The sequence below is a fragment of the Enterococcus sp. DIV1368d genome (genome assembly GCF_050542975.1).
Classification (GTDB): domain Bacteria; phylum Bacillota; class Bacilli; order Lactobacillales; family Enterococcaceae; genus Enterococcus_D; species Enterococcus_D casseliflavus.
The window spans coordinates 1391369-1406868 of sequence record NZ_CP172939.1 but is presented as its reverse complement, the minus strand read 5'-3'; the positions used below and the strand labels follow the sequence as shown (position 1 = coordinate 1406868).

Below are 15500 nucleotides of genomic sequence, written 5' to 3'. Positions count from 1 at the left end.
CAGATTTTTTGCACCGATGTTTTGCTTCTGATATGTTACTCTATTTTGCTGTTCCTTGGACTTTCACAGATTTCTTGGCCTGCATTTTTTGTTCGATTCGCATGAAGAGCCGCATGAAGAAGGCAATCAAGTAGATCGAAAAGGCAGAAATAAGTGCTTCTTGCCAAGAAAAGATCAGGAGGTTCAATAAGATGATGATCAAATTGGTCAAGAAAACCCCACTGGATCTGCGAATGCCATAGTATTTTTCCAAAATTAGTGGCGGAATTGTCACACCGCCATTAGACGCGCCGATTTTGTAGAGCGAAAAGATACCAAAGCTAAAGAAGAAACTACCTAAAATCAATGAGATGGAATAAAAGCGCAGCAGCATAATTTCTGGTAAAAGCGCCAGAAGAACGGGAAATGCCAGACTGCCGATAACCGTATTGACAAAGACCTCTCGCTTTAAAAGCAAAAATGCCAACGCCAGCATCAATAAATTAATCCCCCAGACAACGATATGACGATTGATCGACCAGCCGGTTTCGATCAGGTAGCCGATCGACCCGACACCAGCAGAAGCAATACTGTGAGGCAAAAGGAAAAAGTTTAATGCGATGCAGATCCACAGCACCCCAAGCAATAAAGCAAGATTTTTTTTGATAAGTGATTCCATCAACGTTCTCCTTTCAATCTGGCAACTAATTTTATGGATAAAAGCTTCTGTCTATTCTATCAAAAAAAGCTCAAAAGAAAGAACCATTTTTTTCATGAAAACATGAAAAAAATGATTCTGAACTTCAAGAAAGCATGTTGGTTTTCATCACAAATGCACAGGCTTTAGGCTGTATAGCAGTGATACATCGCAAGCATTTCTTCTGCGACTGCTTCTTGCCATCCCACTGGCTGTAACAGGCATTCTTCCATTGATGGCAAATGAACAAAGCGAACAGCCAACTCTGAGCCTACAATCAATTGGTAGGACATTAAGCGATTTTTTTGCTGCAAGAGCAGCTGATGCTTTTCAGGGGCAAGAAAAGGCGCTGTTAAGTCTGCCAATTGCTTCAATGCCTCCGATGTACAAAGTCCTTTTTCGGGTGCGACACTGATCAATTGGTTGACCTCTGCTAATTTCATTGCCTCGATCACCCGCAGCGTTGCCCGAGGATCATGGATATCCGTCAAAAAAACCGACTGGCAGCCTTGCAATGCCCGAACGAGTCGTCCTAAATCGAGAAAGTCACCATCAATGATCGTCTCACGCGCAGCATCGATCTCATGCAAACGCTCCGTTGCACGGCGGTCATAGAGTACGAGTGGTCGATTGGTTCTTTCCAAAAGTTTTCGCCGTGATCGCTGACCGATCGTGCCAGCAGCACCTAAAATCGCAAGTCGTTTCATAAGCTCCCTTTCATTTTTGAAAAATTCAAGCCTCGTTCTTTGAGTAGAAAAAATGGCTTGTCATAAAGTCTGGTTGACGAGATTGGCTTTGCGTTGACGCAGTCGTTCTTCAGTCGGCAGAACATGCTCGTCGTAATGTTCCCATTTGTATTCTAAACGTTCAACAGCTTCCGTCATATCTGAGATTTTCTCCCGCAAAACTGCAATTTGTTCGGCTAACAGCTGCTTACGCTCAGGAACCGTTCCTCGCCCTTCTTCAAATAAAGCCAGGTAATGACTTAGCCCATCAATCGATAGTCCAGCGTTGCGCATTTGTCTGGTAAAGGTGATCCATTTTAAATCATCTTCATCGAATTCACGAACGCCATTTTTGTTGCGTTTGACTGCCGGGATCAGCCCAATTTTTTCATAATAACGGATGGTATCAGCGGAAGCACCGCTCAATTCACTGACTTTCTTGATATTCATGGCTTCACTTCCTTATTTTGCATTTTTTCCTAGATCGTTTTGTATGCTACGAGCCAGAAGCCCTTTTATTACTCGTTATTCCGCTCCTACCACTGCATGAGGCAAGTAAGGCTCTTCCAAATACGCAATCTCTTCGGCAGTCAGCTTTAGATCAAGGGCAGGCAATGCATCCAATAAATGGCTTTCTTTTGTTGCGCCGATAATTGGTGCGACCACTTGTTCTTTTTGTAATAACCAAGCCAAGGCGATTTGCGCCCGTTTGCTTTGGTGTTTGTCAGCGATCTGTGCGACCCGCGCCACGATCTCTCGGTCTTGTTCCATCGTTTTGTCGTACTTTTGATTGGCGGTTTTATCCGTTAAGTACCGTTTAGTCTCTGCACCCCAATCTCTTGTTAACCGTCCAGCAGCCAATGGGCTATATGGCGTCACGGCAATTTTTTGATCGGCACACAAGGGCATCATTTCCCGCTCTTCTTCTCGATAAAGCAAGTTCAAGTGATTTTGCATCGAAACAAATTTGGTCCAGCCATTTTTCTCTGCAACTGCTTGTGCTTTGGCAAATTGCCAAGCGTACATCGCAGATGCGCCGATATAGCGTACTTTTCCAGAAACTACCAAATCATGTAATGCCTTCATGGTTTCTTCAATTGGCGTGTGGTAATCCCAACGATGGATGATATACAAATCAATGTAGTCCATTTGCAGGCGTTTTAAGCTTTGTTCGATTTGATAAAAAATCGCTTTTCGGGACAAGCCTCCACTGTTAGGTCGCTGTTTCATTTTAGAATATAGTTTTGTGGCAACCACGATCTCATCCCGGGGCGCAAAATCGTTCAATGCTCGACCGACGATTTCTTCGCTCGCTCCATAAGAATAGACATTTGCCGTATCAAAAAAGTTGATGCCCAGATCCAAGGCTTTTTTGATGACTTCACGACTGTCGTCTTCTTCTAACACCCACTCATGAAACCCGCTGTTGGGATCGCCAAATCCCATTGTCCCTAAACACAAAGGTGACACATCAAGTCCTGTATTGCCAAATTTTACATAGTCCATTTTTACGTCCTCCTGTTTTTTTAAGTTACACTAAGCATACAGGTTGAAGTGCACTCTAAGTCAAGCGAATCTATAAACTTTTTTTTATTTTACTGTCAATTGACTCAAAAGGACATGCTTTTTGTCGTGCGTTTCATTTCAAATCAGCTTTTGGTACACTAAGATCAGATATTGATACGCTTTTTAGCTGAAAAAAAGGAGTGGAAAATTTTGACTTGTATTTTTTGTACTGCCTCAAAACATGCGATCATTGAAAACGAACGCTTTTATGCGATCCCTGATAAGTACCCCGTCACCCCTGGACACTTGCTATTGATCCCCAAAGCGCATCGCAGGGATTATTTTGCTCTCACCCAAGAGGAATTACAAGACTTGCAGGCTTTGTTGCAGGAAGGCAAAGCTTATTTATTGGAAACCTATCGACCAGACGGCTTCAACATCGGCTTCAATTGCGGGGAGGCTGCTGGACAGACGATCTTTCATTGCCATTGTCATTTGATCCCACGCTACCAAGGCGACGTGGAGCAGCCAAACGGCGGCGTTCGAGGCGTGATTCCTAACAAGCAAGCCTACTAAACACAAACAAGCCGTTTCTCCAGCAAAGGGAAACGGCTTGTTTATGTTTGTTAAAATGAGGACGCTTAGGAATTGATTGCTGAATGATTCATCAATCGATTGATATGAACGCCTAGATAGACGATTTCATTGACAGGGATCTTCGTTTGGTATTCTTTATCGATATAGGCTTTGACTTTTGTCGCAATCTCCATAGCATTCGGATAAAGAGCCCACATTTGACGGTATAGTCCTTCATCTTCTTCTTGCAGCAGCCCATCCAAAAAGAATCGGTCAACGAAGAAACGCACGTGGGTGATAAAGCGATTGTAATGGATCGAATTGGTGTTGACGTCTTGCTGGATCGAGTAGCGCACCATATTGACGATCAACCCGATCAATTTGGCCTTTTTCAACCCATCTTGATTTTCCTCGGTGTTCGACTGGGCATTGATCAAATGAAACGCGATATTGGAGGCTTCTTCTTCTGGCAGCTCAATTTGATACTTCTCTTTCAACAAACGTAGTGCCTGTTCGGCGGCTCGAAATTCATCTGTATAGTAATTCTTGATTTCCCAATAGAGCCGATTCGTCACACTCAAGCCTTTTTGCTGACGTTCTACAGCAAAGTGCAAGTGATCCGATAAGGTGAGGTAAATCGTTGAATTTAGCGGATATGGCAGCATTTTTTGCGCCAGCTGGACGATTTCTTTGGTCATTTCAAAATAGTACAACGGAATCTCATCCACTAAATCGGCAAACTGACCTGATTTTTTTTCATCGATTGGCAGAAAAACTTGATCGATCTGGGTATCGGCTATGCTGTCGCCGACTTTCTTTCCATAGCCGATGCCTTTCCCAAGTGCAATCATTTCTTGGCCTTCCTTATCAACAAGTACGACACTTGAATTTAAGACTTTCTTGATGTAAATCATGCACTCTCGCTCCTCACTGTTTATTCTGCCAAACTTGCGCCATTGGTGGCGATCACTTCTTTGTACCAGTCGAAGGAATCTTTTTTCAAACGGTCATAACTGCCGTTTCCTTCATCATCGGCATCCACATAAATGAAGCCATAGCGTTTCGTCACTTGTGACGTACCAGCACTGACCAGATCGATCGGTGCCCAAGAAGTATAACCAATCAAATCGACCCCTTCATCGATGGCTTCCTTCATTTGTTTGAAGTGTGCCTTGAAATAATCGACCCGATACGGATCATGCACTTGGCCGTCTTCAAGGACATCCACGGCGCCCATACCATTTTCAACGATCATTAATGGCACTTGATACCGATCATACAATGAAAGCAAGGAGATTTTCAAGCCTTTAGGATCGATCTGCCAGCCCCATTCAGTTGATGGCAGCTTGGGATTTTTTACCCCTAAAACCGTATTGCCCGGTGTCCGTTCGGCATTTGGATCACCTGATTCGGCCATAGACATATAATAACTAAAGGAAAGAAAATCAACGGTGTGATCTTTTAAGATTTGGCGGTCTTCTGGTGCCATTTCAATTTTGATGCCGCGTTTTTCCAGATCTTTTTCAATCATTCGGGGATAAGCCCCTTTGACTTGAACGTCCGCATAAAAATCATTTTCCAAGTTTTTCTTTAAGGTCAATTCAACATCCAATGGGTCACAAGTCAATGGATATGTCATTAGCTTCGTTAACATGCAGCCAACTTTATTGTTTGGGTTTTTCTCATGAGCGATTTTGGTCACTAATGAGCTGGCAACAAATTGGTGATGGAGCGCTTGATACACATCCTGTTCTTCTTTGCCTGCTTCTGATTGTTCTGGAATGATGCCTGCTGTTGTAAAGGGATGACGATGGATACTGTCGATTTCGTTAAAGGTCAGCCAATATTCCACATACTCCCCAAATTCTTCGAAACAGACAGTTGCAAAGCGGACAAAGTCATCGATCACTTTGCGTTCCACCCAGCCATTGTACTTCAAGCTAAGCGCTAGCGGCATTTCATAGTGAGACAACGTTACGATCGGTTTGATCCCCAAGCGCTGCATTTCTTGAAAGACATTGCGGTAAAAAGCGATCCCTTCTTGATTGGGTGTCGTTTCTTCCCCGGTTGGGAACAAACGGGTCCACGCAATCGACAATCGCAACACTTTAAAGCCCATCTCCGCAAACAAAGCCAAATCTTCTGGATAGCGGTGATAGAAATCGATTCCTCGCCGTTTTGGATAGATGGTATCTGTTGGATCTGCCATCGCTTCTTTGACGGCTTCTACGGTCACGCTCATGTGCGCCGCATAATCTTTGTTATCGACATGAGGTTTGTAGGTCGCCACATCCACCACCGACAAGCCTTTGCCGCCAAGATTCCAACCTCCTTCTACTTGATTTGCGGCGATAGCGCCACCCCATAAGAAGTCCTTTGGAAAAGTTGTTTCAGTCATTTTTTCAATCCCCTTTTACATTGTTTTTGTTGCTTTGCTCATTGGTTTAGACGAGCGGTGCGATCGATAGAACGCCTTGGTCGCTTTGCTCATCGGTTGATTCGATCGTTTTGACCGTAAAGTTTTCTTGATTGGTGACCACACAGATCACGATTGGATCAAACCCAGCTGCTTTGATGGCATCTAGATCAAATTGGATCAGCGGTTGTCCTTGTTTCACTTGATCCCCCGCTTTTACGTATGGGGTAAAGTGTTTGCCTTCTAATTGAACGGTATCCAAGCCGATATGGAAGAGCAATTCTGCGCCATTACGAGTTTTTAACCCGATCGCATGGTTGGTTTCAAACAACATCGTGATCTCGCCATCTTCCGGTGCGATCAATTCGCCAGATGTCGGGATGATCCCGAACCCTTCTCCGATCATACCGCTTGAAAAGACTTCATCGTTGACTTCAGATAAAGCTACCACTTGCCCATCTACTGGTTTGCTCAATACTTCGGCTTTGGGATCGGCAACCGTCGTCTTGTTTTCTACCACTTTGTCTTTGAATAAGAAAAGGACAAGGACAAAAGAAACAGCAAAGGATACCCCTAACGTGACCAATGCCCACACAAGATTCATCGGGTTGGCTTCATCCACGAACATAGTGATACTTGCTAGACCAGGGCCAACTAATGCGAAGGCCTTGATGGCAAACAAACCTGCCACCGCACCACCAACTAAGCTGGAAGCCATCACGCCGTAAAGCACTCGTTTATGCAGGATCGTCACCCCATACAAAGCAGGCTCGGTGATGCCAAAAAGGGCGGAGATGCCTGCAGAAACAGCGGTTGAACGAAGTTTTTGGTCTTTGGTCCGAACACTCACCGCAAAACAAGCACCAGCTTCTGCAATGTTATGTGCCAATGAGGCAGGCAAGTATAACAGCTCTGCCCCCATCTCACTCATGGACGAAACAGCATAGGGAATCATGGCTTTGTGCATACCAGTAACCACCATCAATGGTAAAACAGCGGCTAAAATCCCTGTTGCCACCCAACCTAAATGGGCATACAGCCAAATGATCGCGGCTGAAAAAATCGTTCCGACTTCAAAGCCTAATGGGCCTAAAATCAATAAAGCAACTGGAACCGTAATAACTAAGCTCATCATTGGAACAAAGAAGATACGGATCGGTTTTGGTGAGATTCGGGTAAACAGCTTTTCAATTTGAGCGTAAAATAAAACCGTTAAAATGGCTGGAAATACTTGTGACGCATAGGCGATATTTTGTAAACCGAAGCCCATGAACGCTGCGCCATCTGTCAATAGTGTCGTTAGTTCAGGCAAAATCAAGGCACCGACAGCGGAAACCGCCACCAATTGGTTGACCTTTAATTTATTTGCCGTGGTGATCGCCACTAAAATCGGTAAGAAATACAATGGTGCGCCACCGATCAGATTCAAAATTTGATACGTCGGGCTCGTATTGTCCATCAATCCAGTGACAGAAGCAAGTAACAGTAAGGATTTCAAGACGCCCCCACCAGCGACCGCTGGAATCAACGGTTGAAAAATCGAGATAATAAAATCAAGCAGGACCGCACCCCACGATTGTTTTTGTTTCGTTTCACTTCCTCCATCCGCTGTTAGCTCATGACCTAACACGTTCATAACCTCATCATACACTTCGACGACATCATTGCCGATGATGACTTGGCATTGGACATTTTGTCGCACCCCAATCACGCCATCGACTTTTTCCAAGGCATCTTTTTGTACGAGGCTATTGTCTTTTAAGGTAAAGCGCAAGCGTGTGGAGCAATGTTCCAAATGTGCGATATTTTCTTTTCCGCCAATCAACTCAACGATGGCAGTTGCCGTTTCTTTTACATTCATAATTTTCTTCTCCTTTAATTAGTTTTCCTTTGTTGGCCAAACAAAGAAAAAAGCAGGCAGCACCTACAAAAACATTGAACGGAATCCAACGATCCCTTCCATGTTTTTTATAGGTCCTGCCTGCATTACCAGTCACATGCCTGTTTTATTACTTGCATAATATCATGCTTTATTTGAAAACGCAACCACCGTTTGAAAAATATTTTGCTAAGCCTTTTGCTGAAACGAGAAGTTTGCTACACTTAGTGGATAATCAGTTGTTTCGTCTTCCTTGGCTTGCACCAGAAGCAAGAAGAACAACGCTGGCTAAACGTATCACAAGAAAGGATGAATCGGATGACTTCATTGAATCACTCATTGCATGTTGCCGTCCCAACAGCATTTGATCATGCAGAAAGACTTGACACGAAAAGAACGATCGCTCATATCTTGCAACTGCAAAAGCAAGGGATCAAATCGGTTTTGGTGTGCGGCTCCACCGGTGAACAGCACTCATTGACCTTGACAGAAAAAAACAGCTTCTACATGCCTTAGCGCAAGAAACCAGCTGGGCAGCCGATTTCGAAGTCCTCTTCGGTTTAGCTGGCATCGTATTTCATGAAACGCTCGCGTTGGCAGAAGCAGTCAGCAAAAATCCCCGAATCGATGGTGTGGTTTTAGGCTTTCCCCCTTATCTTTTCCTGACGCAAAAGGAAGCCGTGCTCTATGCTCAGGGATTGATCCATACTTGCGAAAAACCAGTTATTTTATACAACAATCCCCGCCGCACGGGCTTTGATTTATCTGCAGAAAGTATCTTGACCTTGATCGCTGACCCTCGGGTGATCGGCTTAAAAGAAGCTGGCAGGAAGGAGCGAGTGCCTCAACTAAAAACAAAGATGGCTGCCGATTTTCGCTTTTATGCTGGTGGTGAAGCGGACTTGGAGGAAAAGGTCGCACTAGGGTTTAACGGGCTGTCATCAATGGCAGGAAACCTTTGTCCCAAGGAGATCCAGGTGATTTGGCAGGGCTTATTGAAAGGTGATGCAACGATTTCTACGTCGAATGAATGGCAGAATATGGAACAAGCAGCTGCTGGCGATCCAACCAATACTATCAGTTACCTTCCGTGGCTCAAGCAGCAAATCACCATTGATGGACAGCCCTTTGGCTTTTGTCGTCAGCCGCTAGGTCTAGAAACAATTGATCGATTTGGCACTGGCTCAATTCCCCCTCATCTAGCACATGAAAGGCAGGAGAACCAGACAAATGAAGATTGATGCACCGATTGATCCACAACTAAAGCACTATATTGAAAGCTCCATCATCCCGCAATACAACCAATTGGATAGCAGTCACTCCCCAGCGCACGTCCACCAAGTGATCCAAAATAGTTTTGAAATTGCTGAAACATTGCCCGTTGACCTGAATATCGTCTATACGGTAGCTGCCTACCATGATATCGGCTTGCTCTATGGCCGCAAAAACCACGAAAGCAATTCCCGCAAGATCGTTGAACAAGATGCTGTGTTGCCACGCTTTTTCTCTCCTCCAGTCATTTCAATGATCGGCGAAGCTGTAGAAGATCATCGCGCCTCGCTGCCCTATGAGCCTCGCTCGCTTTATGGCAAAATTATTTCCGAAGCCGATCGCGACTTAGATTTTGAGCGAATCCTCAATCGAACCTTGCTTTTTGCTTATGAGAAAAAGCAGCTGACAGATTTAGAACAATTGCATCATGAAGCGTATCAGTACATTTCAAAGAAATACGGTCCTCAAAGTGAGCTGAAGGTTTGGTTGGATTATCGCAAAAACCAAGACGGTTTGGCGATCATCTATCAAAAATTAGCACAACCTGAAAGCTTCCGTCACTCCTTTGAAAAAATCGTGCCGTTAGTTATCGCTACAAGCAAAGAAACTGACGATTGACACTTTGATCCAGCACCAGACTTCAAATAGGAACCCTCTGATTCAGCGCCGCAGTTGTGTCTGCACTGAATCAGAGGGCTTTTACTGTTATTCTAAACGTTCTTTCTCCACTAAAAACCCCCGCTCCTTCGTTGCTCCTACGCGCCTATTCAAATCAAAGGGTAGCAAGTGGTTTTCTTCAATCAACAGACGCCCCTTCTAAATAACCTTCCTTTTTTCACCGAATTTACTCTTTGTAAGCAAGATAGTTTGCTGAAAATAAAAAAAATGGTATTTTTATTTTATCAAGTGATAAAATATTAGGAGGAATCGTTATGTTTTTGGCAATCAATGAAATACGCCATTCCAAATTGCGTTACGCCCTAGTCACAGGGGTCATGTTTTTAATCGCCTATTTGGTCTTTTTTTTAACTGGGTTAGCTTATGGGTTGGCTCAAGATAATCGGATGGCGGTCGACAAATGGGAGGCAGATCAAATTTTGTTGACCGAAGAAGCAAATGATAATTTAAACATGTCGATGCTTCCTCGCAGTCTTTATGATGAAGTCGATGCACCAGAAAAAGCAGTTTTGGCGCAAACCGCTGGAGTTGTGACCAAAGAAGACAACGGTGAAAAAGTCGATGTCACCTTTTTCGGCATTGATCCAGATCAATTTTTAGCACCCAATATTACCGATGGCGAGATGTTTGCTTCAGATGATGAAGCGGTCGCCGACAGCAGTATTGAGGAAGAATACGGGATTTCCATTGGTGACACCATCAAATTAGCAGGCAGTGACAAAAAATTGAAAATCGTCGGTTTTACAGATAACGCCCGCTTCAGTGTCGCTCCGGTCCTCTACACCTCGATCGGTGCTTATCAAGAAATTCGTTTTGAAAAAGAAGATGATTCTGAAAATGCCCGTATCAACGCGATCGTGACTCGCGGCAAAATCAAAGAAGTGCCAGATGATCTGGTCGCTACGGATATCAGCAAATTTATTAATGAATTGCCTGGTTACAACGCACAAGTGCTGACCTTTGGCTTTATGATCGGGTTCTTGATCGTGATCGCTGCCATCGTTATCGGTATTTTTATCTATGTGCTAACGATGCAAAAATCAGAAATTTTTGGTGTCATGAAAGCTCAAGGGATCTCTAGCCGCTACATTGCTTTTTCGGTGATCGCCCAAACGTTCTTATTGGCAACCTCGGGTGTTTTGATCGGTGGTTTGGCAACGATCGGTACCGCCCTCGTGTTACCTGCGGCAGTGCCATTCCAAATCAATCTATTATTCTTTGCTAGTATCAGTGTCATGATGATTCTGATCGCGATGCTAGGTGCTTTCTTCTCGGTGCGAACGATTGTAAAAATCGACCCATTGAAAGCAATCGGATAGGAGGAAAAAACATGAGTGCCATTGAATTCAAACAAGTCAAAAAATCATTTAAAGATGGGGACGCGACAATTGAAGCCTTGAAAGAAACCAACTTTTCGGTAGAAAAAGGCGAATTTGTCGCCATCATCGGTCCTTCTGGCTCTGGGAAAAGTACCTTTCTAACGATCGCCGGTGGTCTGCAAGCCCCCTCTGAAGGCGAAGTGTTTATCAATGACGAACCCTTCAGTAAACAAAAAGAAAAGCAACGGGCAAAAACTCGTTTCAAAAAGATCGGCTTTATTTTACAAGCTTCCAACCTTGTCCCTTTTTTGACGGTCAAAAAGCAACTCCAATTAGTGGATAAGGTCAGCAAAGAAACCCAAGAGCAATCAGCAACTGAATTGTTTGAACAACTTGGGATCGAAAAGCTGCAGAACAAATACCCCGATGAACTTTCTGGTGGTGAAAGACAGCGTGTGGCTATTGCCCGAGCGCTCTATCATGATCCCACCATCATATTGGCAGATGAACCAACGGCGAGTCTTGATTCAAAAAAAGCCGTCGAAGTCGTCAAAATCTTAGCAAAAGAAACCAAAGAAAAACAAAAAGCCACCATTATGGTGACCCATGATACCCGTTTAACAGATTATTGTGATCGGGTTCTCGTCATGAAAGATGGCTTTTTAGAAGAAAAAGAACACACGAAAAAAGAAGCCGAATCAGATGATTCGCAGAAGGAGCAAGCATGAAAAAAATTATTGTTGTCGGTGCGGGCGTGTCAGGATTAGCTGCTGCTGTCCGTTTGCAAAAACTTGGCTATGACGTCACCCTCTACGAAAAAGAAGGTCAACCTGGGGGCAAAATGAATCAGATCAAGGAAAACGGCTTTACCTTTGATGTGGGCCCCACCATCGTGATGATGCCTGAAATTTATCGTGAAGTGTTTGAATTTGCTGGCGTTGATCCGAATGACTATATTCCTATGGAGAAAGTCGATCCGATGCTGCAGCTGTATTTTGCCCAAGACGAACCGCTGACCTTCTCAAATGACTTAGTAGAATTGACCAAAACGCTAGAAGCGATCTCAGAAGAAGATGCTCAAGGCTATTTTGCCTTTTTAGCAGATATTTACAAACGCTATGTGATCGCCAAAGAGTCCTTCATCACCAAGTCGTTTCGGACATGGCGAGATTTTTACAATCCCAAATCATTATGGGCAGGGTTAAAGCTGCGAACGTTTAGTGACGCCTACTCTTCCATTTCTAAATTTGTCAAAGATGATCGCCTGCGTAAATCATTGGCGTTTCAAACCTTGTATATCGGTGTCTCCCCTTACCAAGGGCCGTCCCTTTATACGATCATCCCTATGATCGAGTTGATGTATGGGGTCTATTTCATCAAAGGTGGCATGTATACGTTAGCCACTGGTATGGCACGTTTGTTCCAAGAATTAGGCGGTACGATCCATTACAATACGCCGATCGATGAATTATTGATCGAAAACAAGCAAACCAAAGGCGTTCGTGTCAATGGAGAAACGATCACCGCAGATGCCGTGATTTGTGCGGCTGATTTTCCTTATGCCATGGAAAGCTTGATTCCTGATGAATCAAAACGCGGCAAATACACCAATCAAAAAATCGCTTCGATGGATTACTCTTGTTCTTGTTTCTTGCTTTATTTAGGTCTGGACAAAAAATATGAGGATAGCGCACTCCACAGCATTTATTTTGCCAATGATTTCAAACGCAATGTAGACGATCTTTTCGAGGCTGGCAAGCTGCCAGAAGATCCTTCCTTCTACTTGTATCGTCCAACCCTGAAAGATGCTTCCTTAGCACCTGATGGTCAAGAAGGTCTTTATGTTTTAGTCCCAGTACCTGAATTATCTAAATTTGATCAATGGACAGATGAAACGATCCAAAGCTACCGCCAGCAGATCATTGGATTATTAAAAGAAAAAACGATCTTTACGGATATCGATGAACACATCGTGTATGAAAAAATGTATACGCCAGATACGTTCAATGATCGGTTCAATGCCTACAACGGTGCGACATTTGGCTTGAAACCGACCTTAGCCCAAAGCAATTACTATCGTCCCCATAATAAATTTGATTATGCAGAAGGCCTATACTTCTGCGGCAGCAGTACGCATCCAGGAGCGGGTGTGCCAATCGTGATGCAAAGTGCCAAGTTAGCTGTGGAGGAGTTGTTAAAAGATGACCGTTAAATCATTAAGCGTCTTTGATGAATACGACAACGATTTTTTATACTGTGAGGCCATCATAAAAAAGCATTCGAAAAATTTTCATACCGCCTTTTCTCAATTGCCAAAAGACAAAGCCCGCGCCGTCTATGCCGTCTACGCCTTTTGCCGACGTGCCGATGATGCCGTCGATGAAAAGCAAGACCCATTGTTGATCGAAGCCATGAAAAAACGCTTGGAAGAAATGCAAAAACAAGTATCAGACGATACGATCGACTTGCCGCAAGCCGTCAAGGAAGAAGATCCTGATGAAGCCATTTGGCGGGCATTGACCCTTTCTTTCCAACAGTTTGATCTGCAATTTCAACCCTTTTTCGACCTATTGGTGGGGCAAAAACAAGACCTTGACTTCCAGCAGCCCACCTCTGAAAAAGAGCTTTCTGACTATAGTTACTACGTAGCTGGCAGTGTAGGTCTGATGCTCTTGCCGATTCTCTCGCAAGCAGCCACTGCGATTCAAGAGCCTGCCATCAAATTGGGTGAAGCGATGCAGCGCACCAATATTTTACGTGATATTGGCGAGGATCTGCGGATGGGCCGCATCTATTTGCCGCAAACGGTCTTGGCGCAATACAACCTTTCGCGAGAGGCTTTAGCAGCTGGCAATCAAAACCCGCAGTTTATCGAGATGTGGGAACACGAGGCGCAACTGGCAGAGACGCTTTATCAAGAATCTTTTGTCATGATGCCGCAAATCGATGAAGATTGCCGTGAAGCTCTATTAGCAGCTGCTTTGATCTATCGGGAAATCTTGACTGTGATTCGCAAAAACAACTATCAAGTATTTGCTGAAAAAACAGCGGTACCGAAACAACGGAAAATCCAACTTTTGTTTACCGCGAAAAAAATGCTTCGTCAGGAACGTTGGGAGGGCTGACTTTGAACTTGCGAGAAAAAATATTACGAGTCGCAGAGAACCTGTTTATGCAGCAGGGGTATCAAGCAACTTCTACTAGACAGATCGCAGAAGCCGTCGGCATCACCCAACCCAATCTTTATTATCACTTCAAAGGCAAAGAAGCCATCTATTATGAAGTGATGGTCTCTTTGGCACAAGAGGTTTCTGGAAAGCTAAATCAGACCGTTGAAGATACTTCCTTGACGATCTCTGAAAAAATCTTGAACATGTTTCTTTTTTTAAGAAGTCGGCATCGGATCAATTTTTATATGATGATGCACGACATTCAGCATACCGTTTCTGAGGACACTTCTAAAAAACTGTACTTGCTTTGGCGGAAAAATTACAAAGAACCGTTTCTTGACTTGTTTCGTCGCAGTGATTCCAATCTCCGTTCGGATGTCGACCCAGAATTTGTCACCAGTCAATTGTTAGTACTGATGGCGGCTCATTTGGACTCACCAGAAAAAGAAGACAAGATGCCAGAAGCGATCGATTTGTTTTTATTCGGTGCACTAGGCAATGGGCCAATTGCGAAATAGCTGGAACGTTGGCTTTTGTCCCGAGAATAATCATTCGACGAATTTCTGACAATCGCGTACACTGATCCAGTAAACAGAAACTTAAAAGGATGGATGTACATGTCAAAAAATCGAATCGAAGCCTTTACGGATGCGGTCATTGCGATCGTAATGACCTTATTAGTATTGGAATTGCACCAGCCCGAAGGCGATACCTTTGCTTCTTTTTTAGGAGTGGAACAGCAATTTATTATTTATTTGATCAGCTTTCTGATGTTAGCGATCTACTGGAACAATCACCATCATCTATTTCAAGTAGTGTCTAAAATCGACGGTTGGACCTTGTGGGCGAATCATTTGTTGATTCTGGCACTGACCCTCTTTCCTTTTGTAACGTCATGGGTCAGTCGTTATCCAGTCGCTCTTGCCCCACAGCTGCTATACGGGGCTGTCATTTTATTGACGGATTTCAGCTATTTCCTAGTTGGAAAATCCTTGGTTCGTGCCAATCCTGACAATCAAGCCATCGTGGAACTGTTTCGCGGATACAAGAAACTCTACTTTACGTTGTTTATCAACGTGCTGGCATTGCTCCTCGGCTGGCTGATCCATCCCCTATTTATCATCACACTGGATAGTCTTGTACTATTGTTGTGGGTGATCCCTGAGAAAAAAGTAGAAACCTTTTTAAAACAATAAAAACACTTGCGTCCTTCTCCTAAAAGCGGTGAATGATTGCGCACAAGCAGCCGATTGGTCTACTTTTGCGCAGTCATCCATCAAGAG

The 15500-nt window shown here is 44.0% G+C and carries 15 protein-coding genes and 1 pseudogene; 9 read left to right on the top strand and 7 right to left on the bottom strand.

Annotated elements, in window-relative coordinates; genetic code table 11:
• Positions 1–40: 40 nt before the first annotated feature.
• The 4 genes from IGJ44_RS06475 to IGJ44_RS06460 form a co-directional block, all read right to left on the bottom strand.
• Positions 41–658 (bottom strand): YitT family protein, encoded by a 618-nt coding sequence (locus IGJ44_RS06475; protein WP_151195351.1) that lies wholly within the window; start codon positions 656–658, stop codon positions 41–43.
• A gap of 164 nt (positions 659–822) precedes the next feature.
• Positions 823–1383, bottom strand: a complete 561-nt coding sequence (locus IGJ44_RS06470) for an NAD(P)H-binding protein (protein ID WP_430606455.1) — start codon at positions 1381–1383, stop codon at positions 823–825.
• A 60-nt stretch (positions 1384–1443) separates the two neighbouring features.
• Positions 1444–1851 carry a MerR family transcriptional regulator gene (locus IGJ44_RS06465; RefSeq protein ID WP_430606453.1) on the bottom strand — a complete coding sequence of 136 codons (408 nt, stop codon included), beginning with the start codon at positions 1849–1851 and terminating at the stop codon, positions 1444–1446.
• 75 nt (positions 1852–1926) lie between these two features.
• Positions 1927–2907, bottom strand: a complete 981-nt coding sequence (locus IGJ44_RS06460) for an aldo/keto reductase (RefSeq protein WP_413131436.1) — start codon at positions 2905–2907, stop codon at positions 1927–1929.
• A gap of 210 nt (positions 2908–3117) precedes the next feature.
• On the opposite strand from IGJ44_RS06460, the gene IGJ44_RS06455 reads away from it, so the two are divergent.
• Positions 3118–3483: an HIT family protein gene (locus tag IGJ44_RS06455; RefSeq protein WP_430606450.1), complete on the top strand. Its 366-nt coding sequence runs from the start codon at positions 3118–3120 to the stop codon at positions 3481–3483.
• Between the two features lie 65 nt (positions 3484–3548).
• On the opposite strand, the gene IGJ44_RS06450 is transcribed toward IGJ44_RS06455, so the two are convergent.
• Genes IGJ44_RS06450 through IGJ44_RS06440 form a run of 3 tightly spaced genes read right to left on the bottom strand, consistent with a single transcriptional unit; the run spans position 3549 to position 7760 of the window.
• Entirely contained in the window at positions 3549–4397 is an 849-nt protein-coding gene (locus IGJ44_RS06450) for a PRD domain-containing protein (protein WP_015509473.1), read from the bottom strand.
• 20 nt (positions 4398–4417) lie between these two features.
• Complete coding sequence (locus tag IGJ44_RS06445) at positions 4418–5881, bottom strand: glycoside hydrolase family 1 protein (protein ID WP_430606448.1); 1464 nt, start codon at positions 5879–5881, stop codon at positions 4418–4420.
• A 46-nt stretch (positions 5882–5927) separates the two neighbouring features.
• Positions 5928–7760: a beta-glucoside-specific PTS transporter subunit IIABC gene (locus IGJ44_RS06440; RefSeq protein ID WP_167826715.1), complete on the bottom strand. Its 1833-nt coding sequence runs from the start codon at positions 7758–7760 to the stop codon at positions 5928–5930.
• Between the two features lie 336 nt (positions 7761–8096).
• Between IGJ44_RS06440 and IGJ44_RS06435 the strand changes: the two are divergent.
• From IGJ44_RS06435 to IGJ44_RS06400, 8 genes and pseudogenes are all read left to right on the top strand, one after another.
• Positions 8097–9019: pseudogene (locus IGJ44_RS06435) on the top strand (dihydrodipicolinate synthase family protein).
• A complete protein-coding gene (locus IGJ44_RS06430) occupies positions 9009–9668 on the top strand; it encodes an HD domain-containing protein (RefSeq protein WP_430606445.1) in 660 nt (219 codons plus the stop codon). The pseudogene IGJ44_RS06435 and the gene IGJ44_RS06430 overlap by 11 nt, the downstream one beginning before the upstream one ends.
• A gap of 314 nt (positions 9669–9982) precedes the next feature.
• The gene (locus IGJ44_RS06425; protein WP_005235249.1) at positions 9983–11047 is read left to right on the top strand and encodes an ABC transporter permease; all 1065 of its coding nucleotides are present in this window, start codon (positions 9983–9985) and stop codon (positions 11045–11047) included.
• A gap of 11 nt (positions 11048–11058) precedes the next feature.
• On the top strand, positions 11059–11775 hold the full coding sequence (locus IGJ44_RS06420) for an ABC transporter ATP-binding protein (RefSeq protein WP_167826717.1): 717 nt from the start codon (positions 11059–11061) through the stop codon (positions 11773–11775).
• On the top strand, positions 11772–13259 hold the full coding sequence (locus IGJ44_RS06415) for a phytoene desaturase family protein (protein ID WP_005235239.1): 1488 nt from the start codon (positions 11772–11774) through the stop codon (positions 13257–13259). Before IGJ44_RS06420 ends, IGJ44_RS06415 begins: the two co-directional genes overlap by 4 nt.
• On the top strand, positions 13249–14172 hold the full coding sequence (locus tag IGJ44_RS06410; RefSeq protein WP_430606442.1) for a phytoene/squalene synthase family protein: 924 nt from the start codon (positions 13249–13251) through the stop codon (positions 14170–14172). The genes IGJ44_RS06415 and IGJ44_RS06410 overlap by 11 nt, the downstream gene beginning before the upstream one ends.
• Positions 14173–14174: 2 nt before the next feature.
• On the top strand, positions 14175–14735 hold the full coding sequence (locus IGJ44_RS06405) for a TetR/AcrR family transcriptional regulator (protein WP_010747950.1): 561 nt from the start codon (positions 14175–14177) through the stop codon (positions 14733–14735).
• A gap of 99 nt (positions 14736–14834) precedes the next feature.
• A complete protein-coding gene (locus IGJ44_RS06400) occupies positions 14835–15413 on the top strand; it encodes a TMEM175 family protein (RefSeq protein WP_430606440.1) in 579 nt (192 codons plus the stop codon).
• The last annotated feature ends 87 nt before the right edge of the window (positions 15414–15500 follow it).

Coding starts and splice junctions, on each gene's coding strand:
- IGJ44_RS06410 (WP_430606442.1), top strand. CDS start 13,249: ATGACCGTTAAATCATTAAGCGTCTTTGATGAATACGACAACGATTTT.
- IGJ44_RS06415 (WP_005235239.1), top strand. CDS start 11,772: ATGAAAAAAATTATTGTTGTCGGTGCGGGCGTGTCAGGATTAGCTGCT.
- IGJ44_RS06445 (WP_430606448.1), bottom strand. CDS start 5,881: ATGACTGAAACAACTTTTCCAAAGGACTTCTTATGGGGTGGCGCTATC.
- IGJ44_RS06465 (WP_430606453.1), bottom strand. CDS start 1,851: ATGAATATCAAGAAAGTCAGTGAATTGAGCGGTGCTTCCGCTGATACC.
- IGJ44_RS06475 (WP_151195351.1), bottom strand. CDS start 658: ATGGAATCACTTATCAAAAAAAATCTTGCTTTATTGCTTGGGGTGCTG.
- IGJ44_RS06440 (WP_167826715.1), bottom strand. CDS start 7,760: ATGAATGTAAAAGAAACGGCAACTGCCATCGTTGAGTTGATTGGCGGA.
- IGJ44_RS06470 (WP_430606455.1), bottom strand. CDS start 1,383: ATGAAACGACTTGCGATTTTAGGTGCTGCTGGCACGATCGGTCAGCGA.
- IGJ44_RS06425 (WP_005235249.1), top strand. CDS start 9,983: ATGTTTTTGGCAATCAATGAAATACGCCATTCCAAATTGCGTTACGCC.
- IGJ44_RS06420 (WP_167826717.1), top strand. CDS start 11,059: ATGAGTGCCATTGAATTCAAACAAGTCAAAAAATCATTTAAAGATGGG.
- IGJ44_RS06430 (WP_430606445.1), top strand. CDS start 9,009: ATGAAGATTGATGCACCGATTGATCCACAACTAAAGCACTATATTGAA.
- IGJ44_RS06460 (WP_413131436.1), bottom strand. CDS start 2,907: ATGGACTATGTAAAATTTGGCAATACAGGACTTGATGTGTCACCTTTG.
- IGJ44_RS06400 (WP_430606440.1), top strand. CDS start 14,835: ATGTCAAAAAATCGAATCGAAGCCTTTACGGATGCGGTCATTGCGATC.
- IGJ44_RS06450 (WP_015509473.1), bottom strand. CDS start 4,397: ATGATTTACATCAAGAAAGTCTTAAATTCAAGTGTCGTACTTGTTGAT.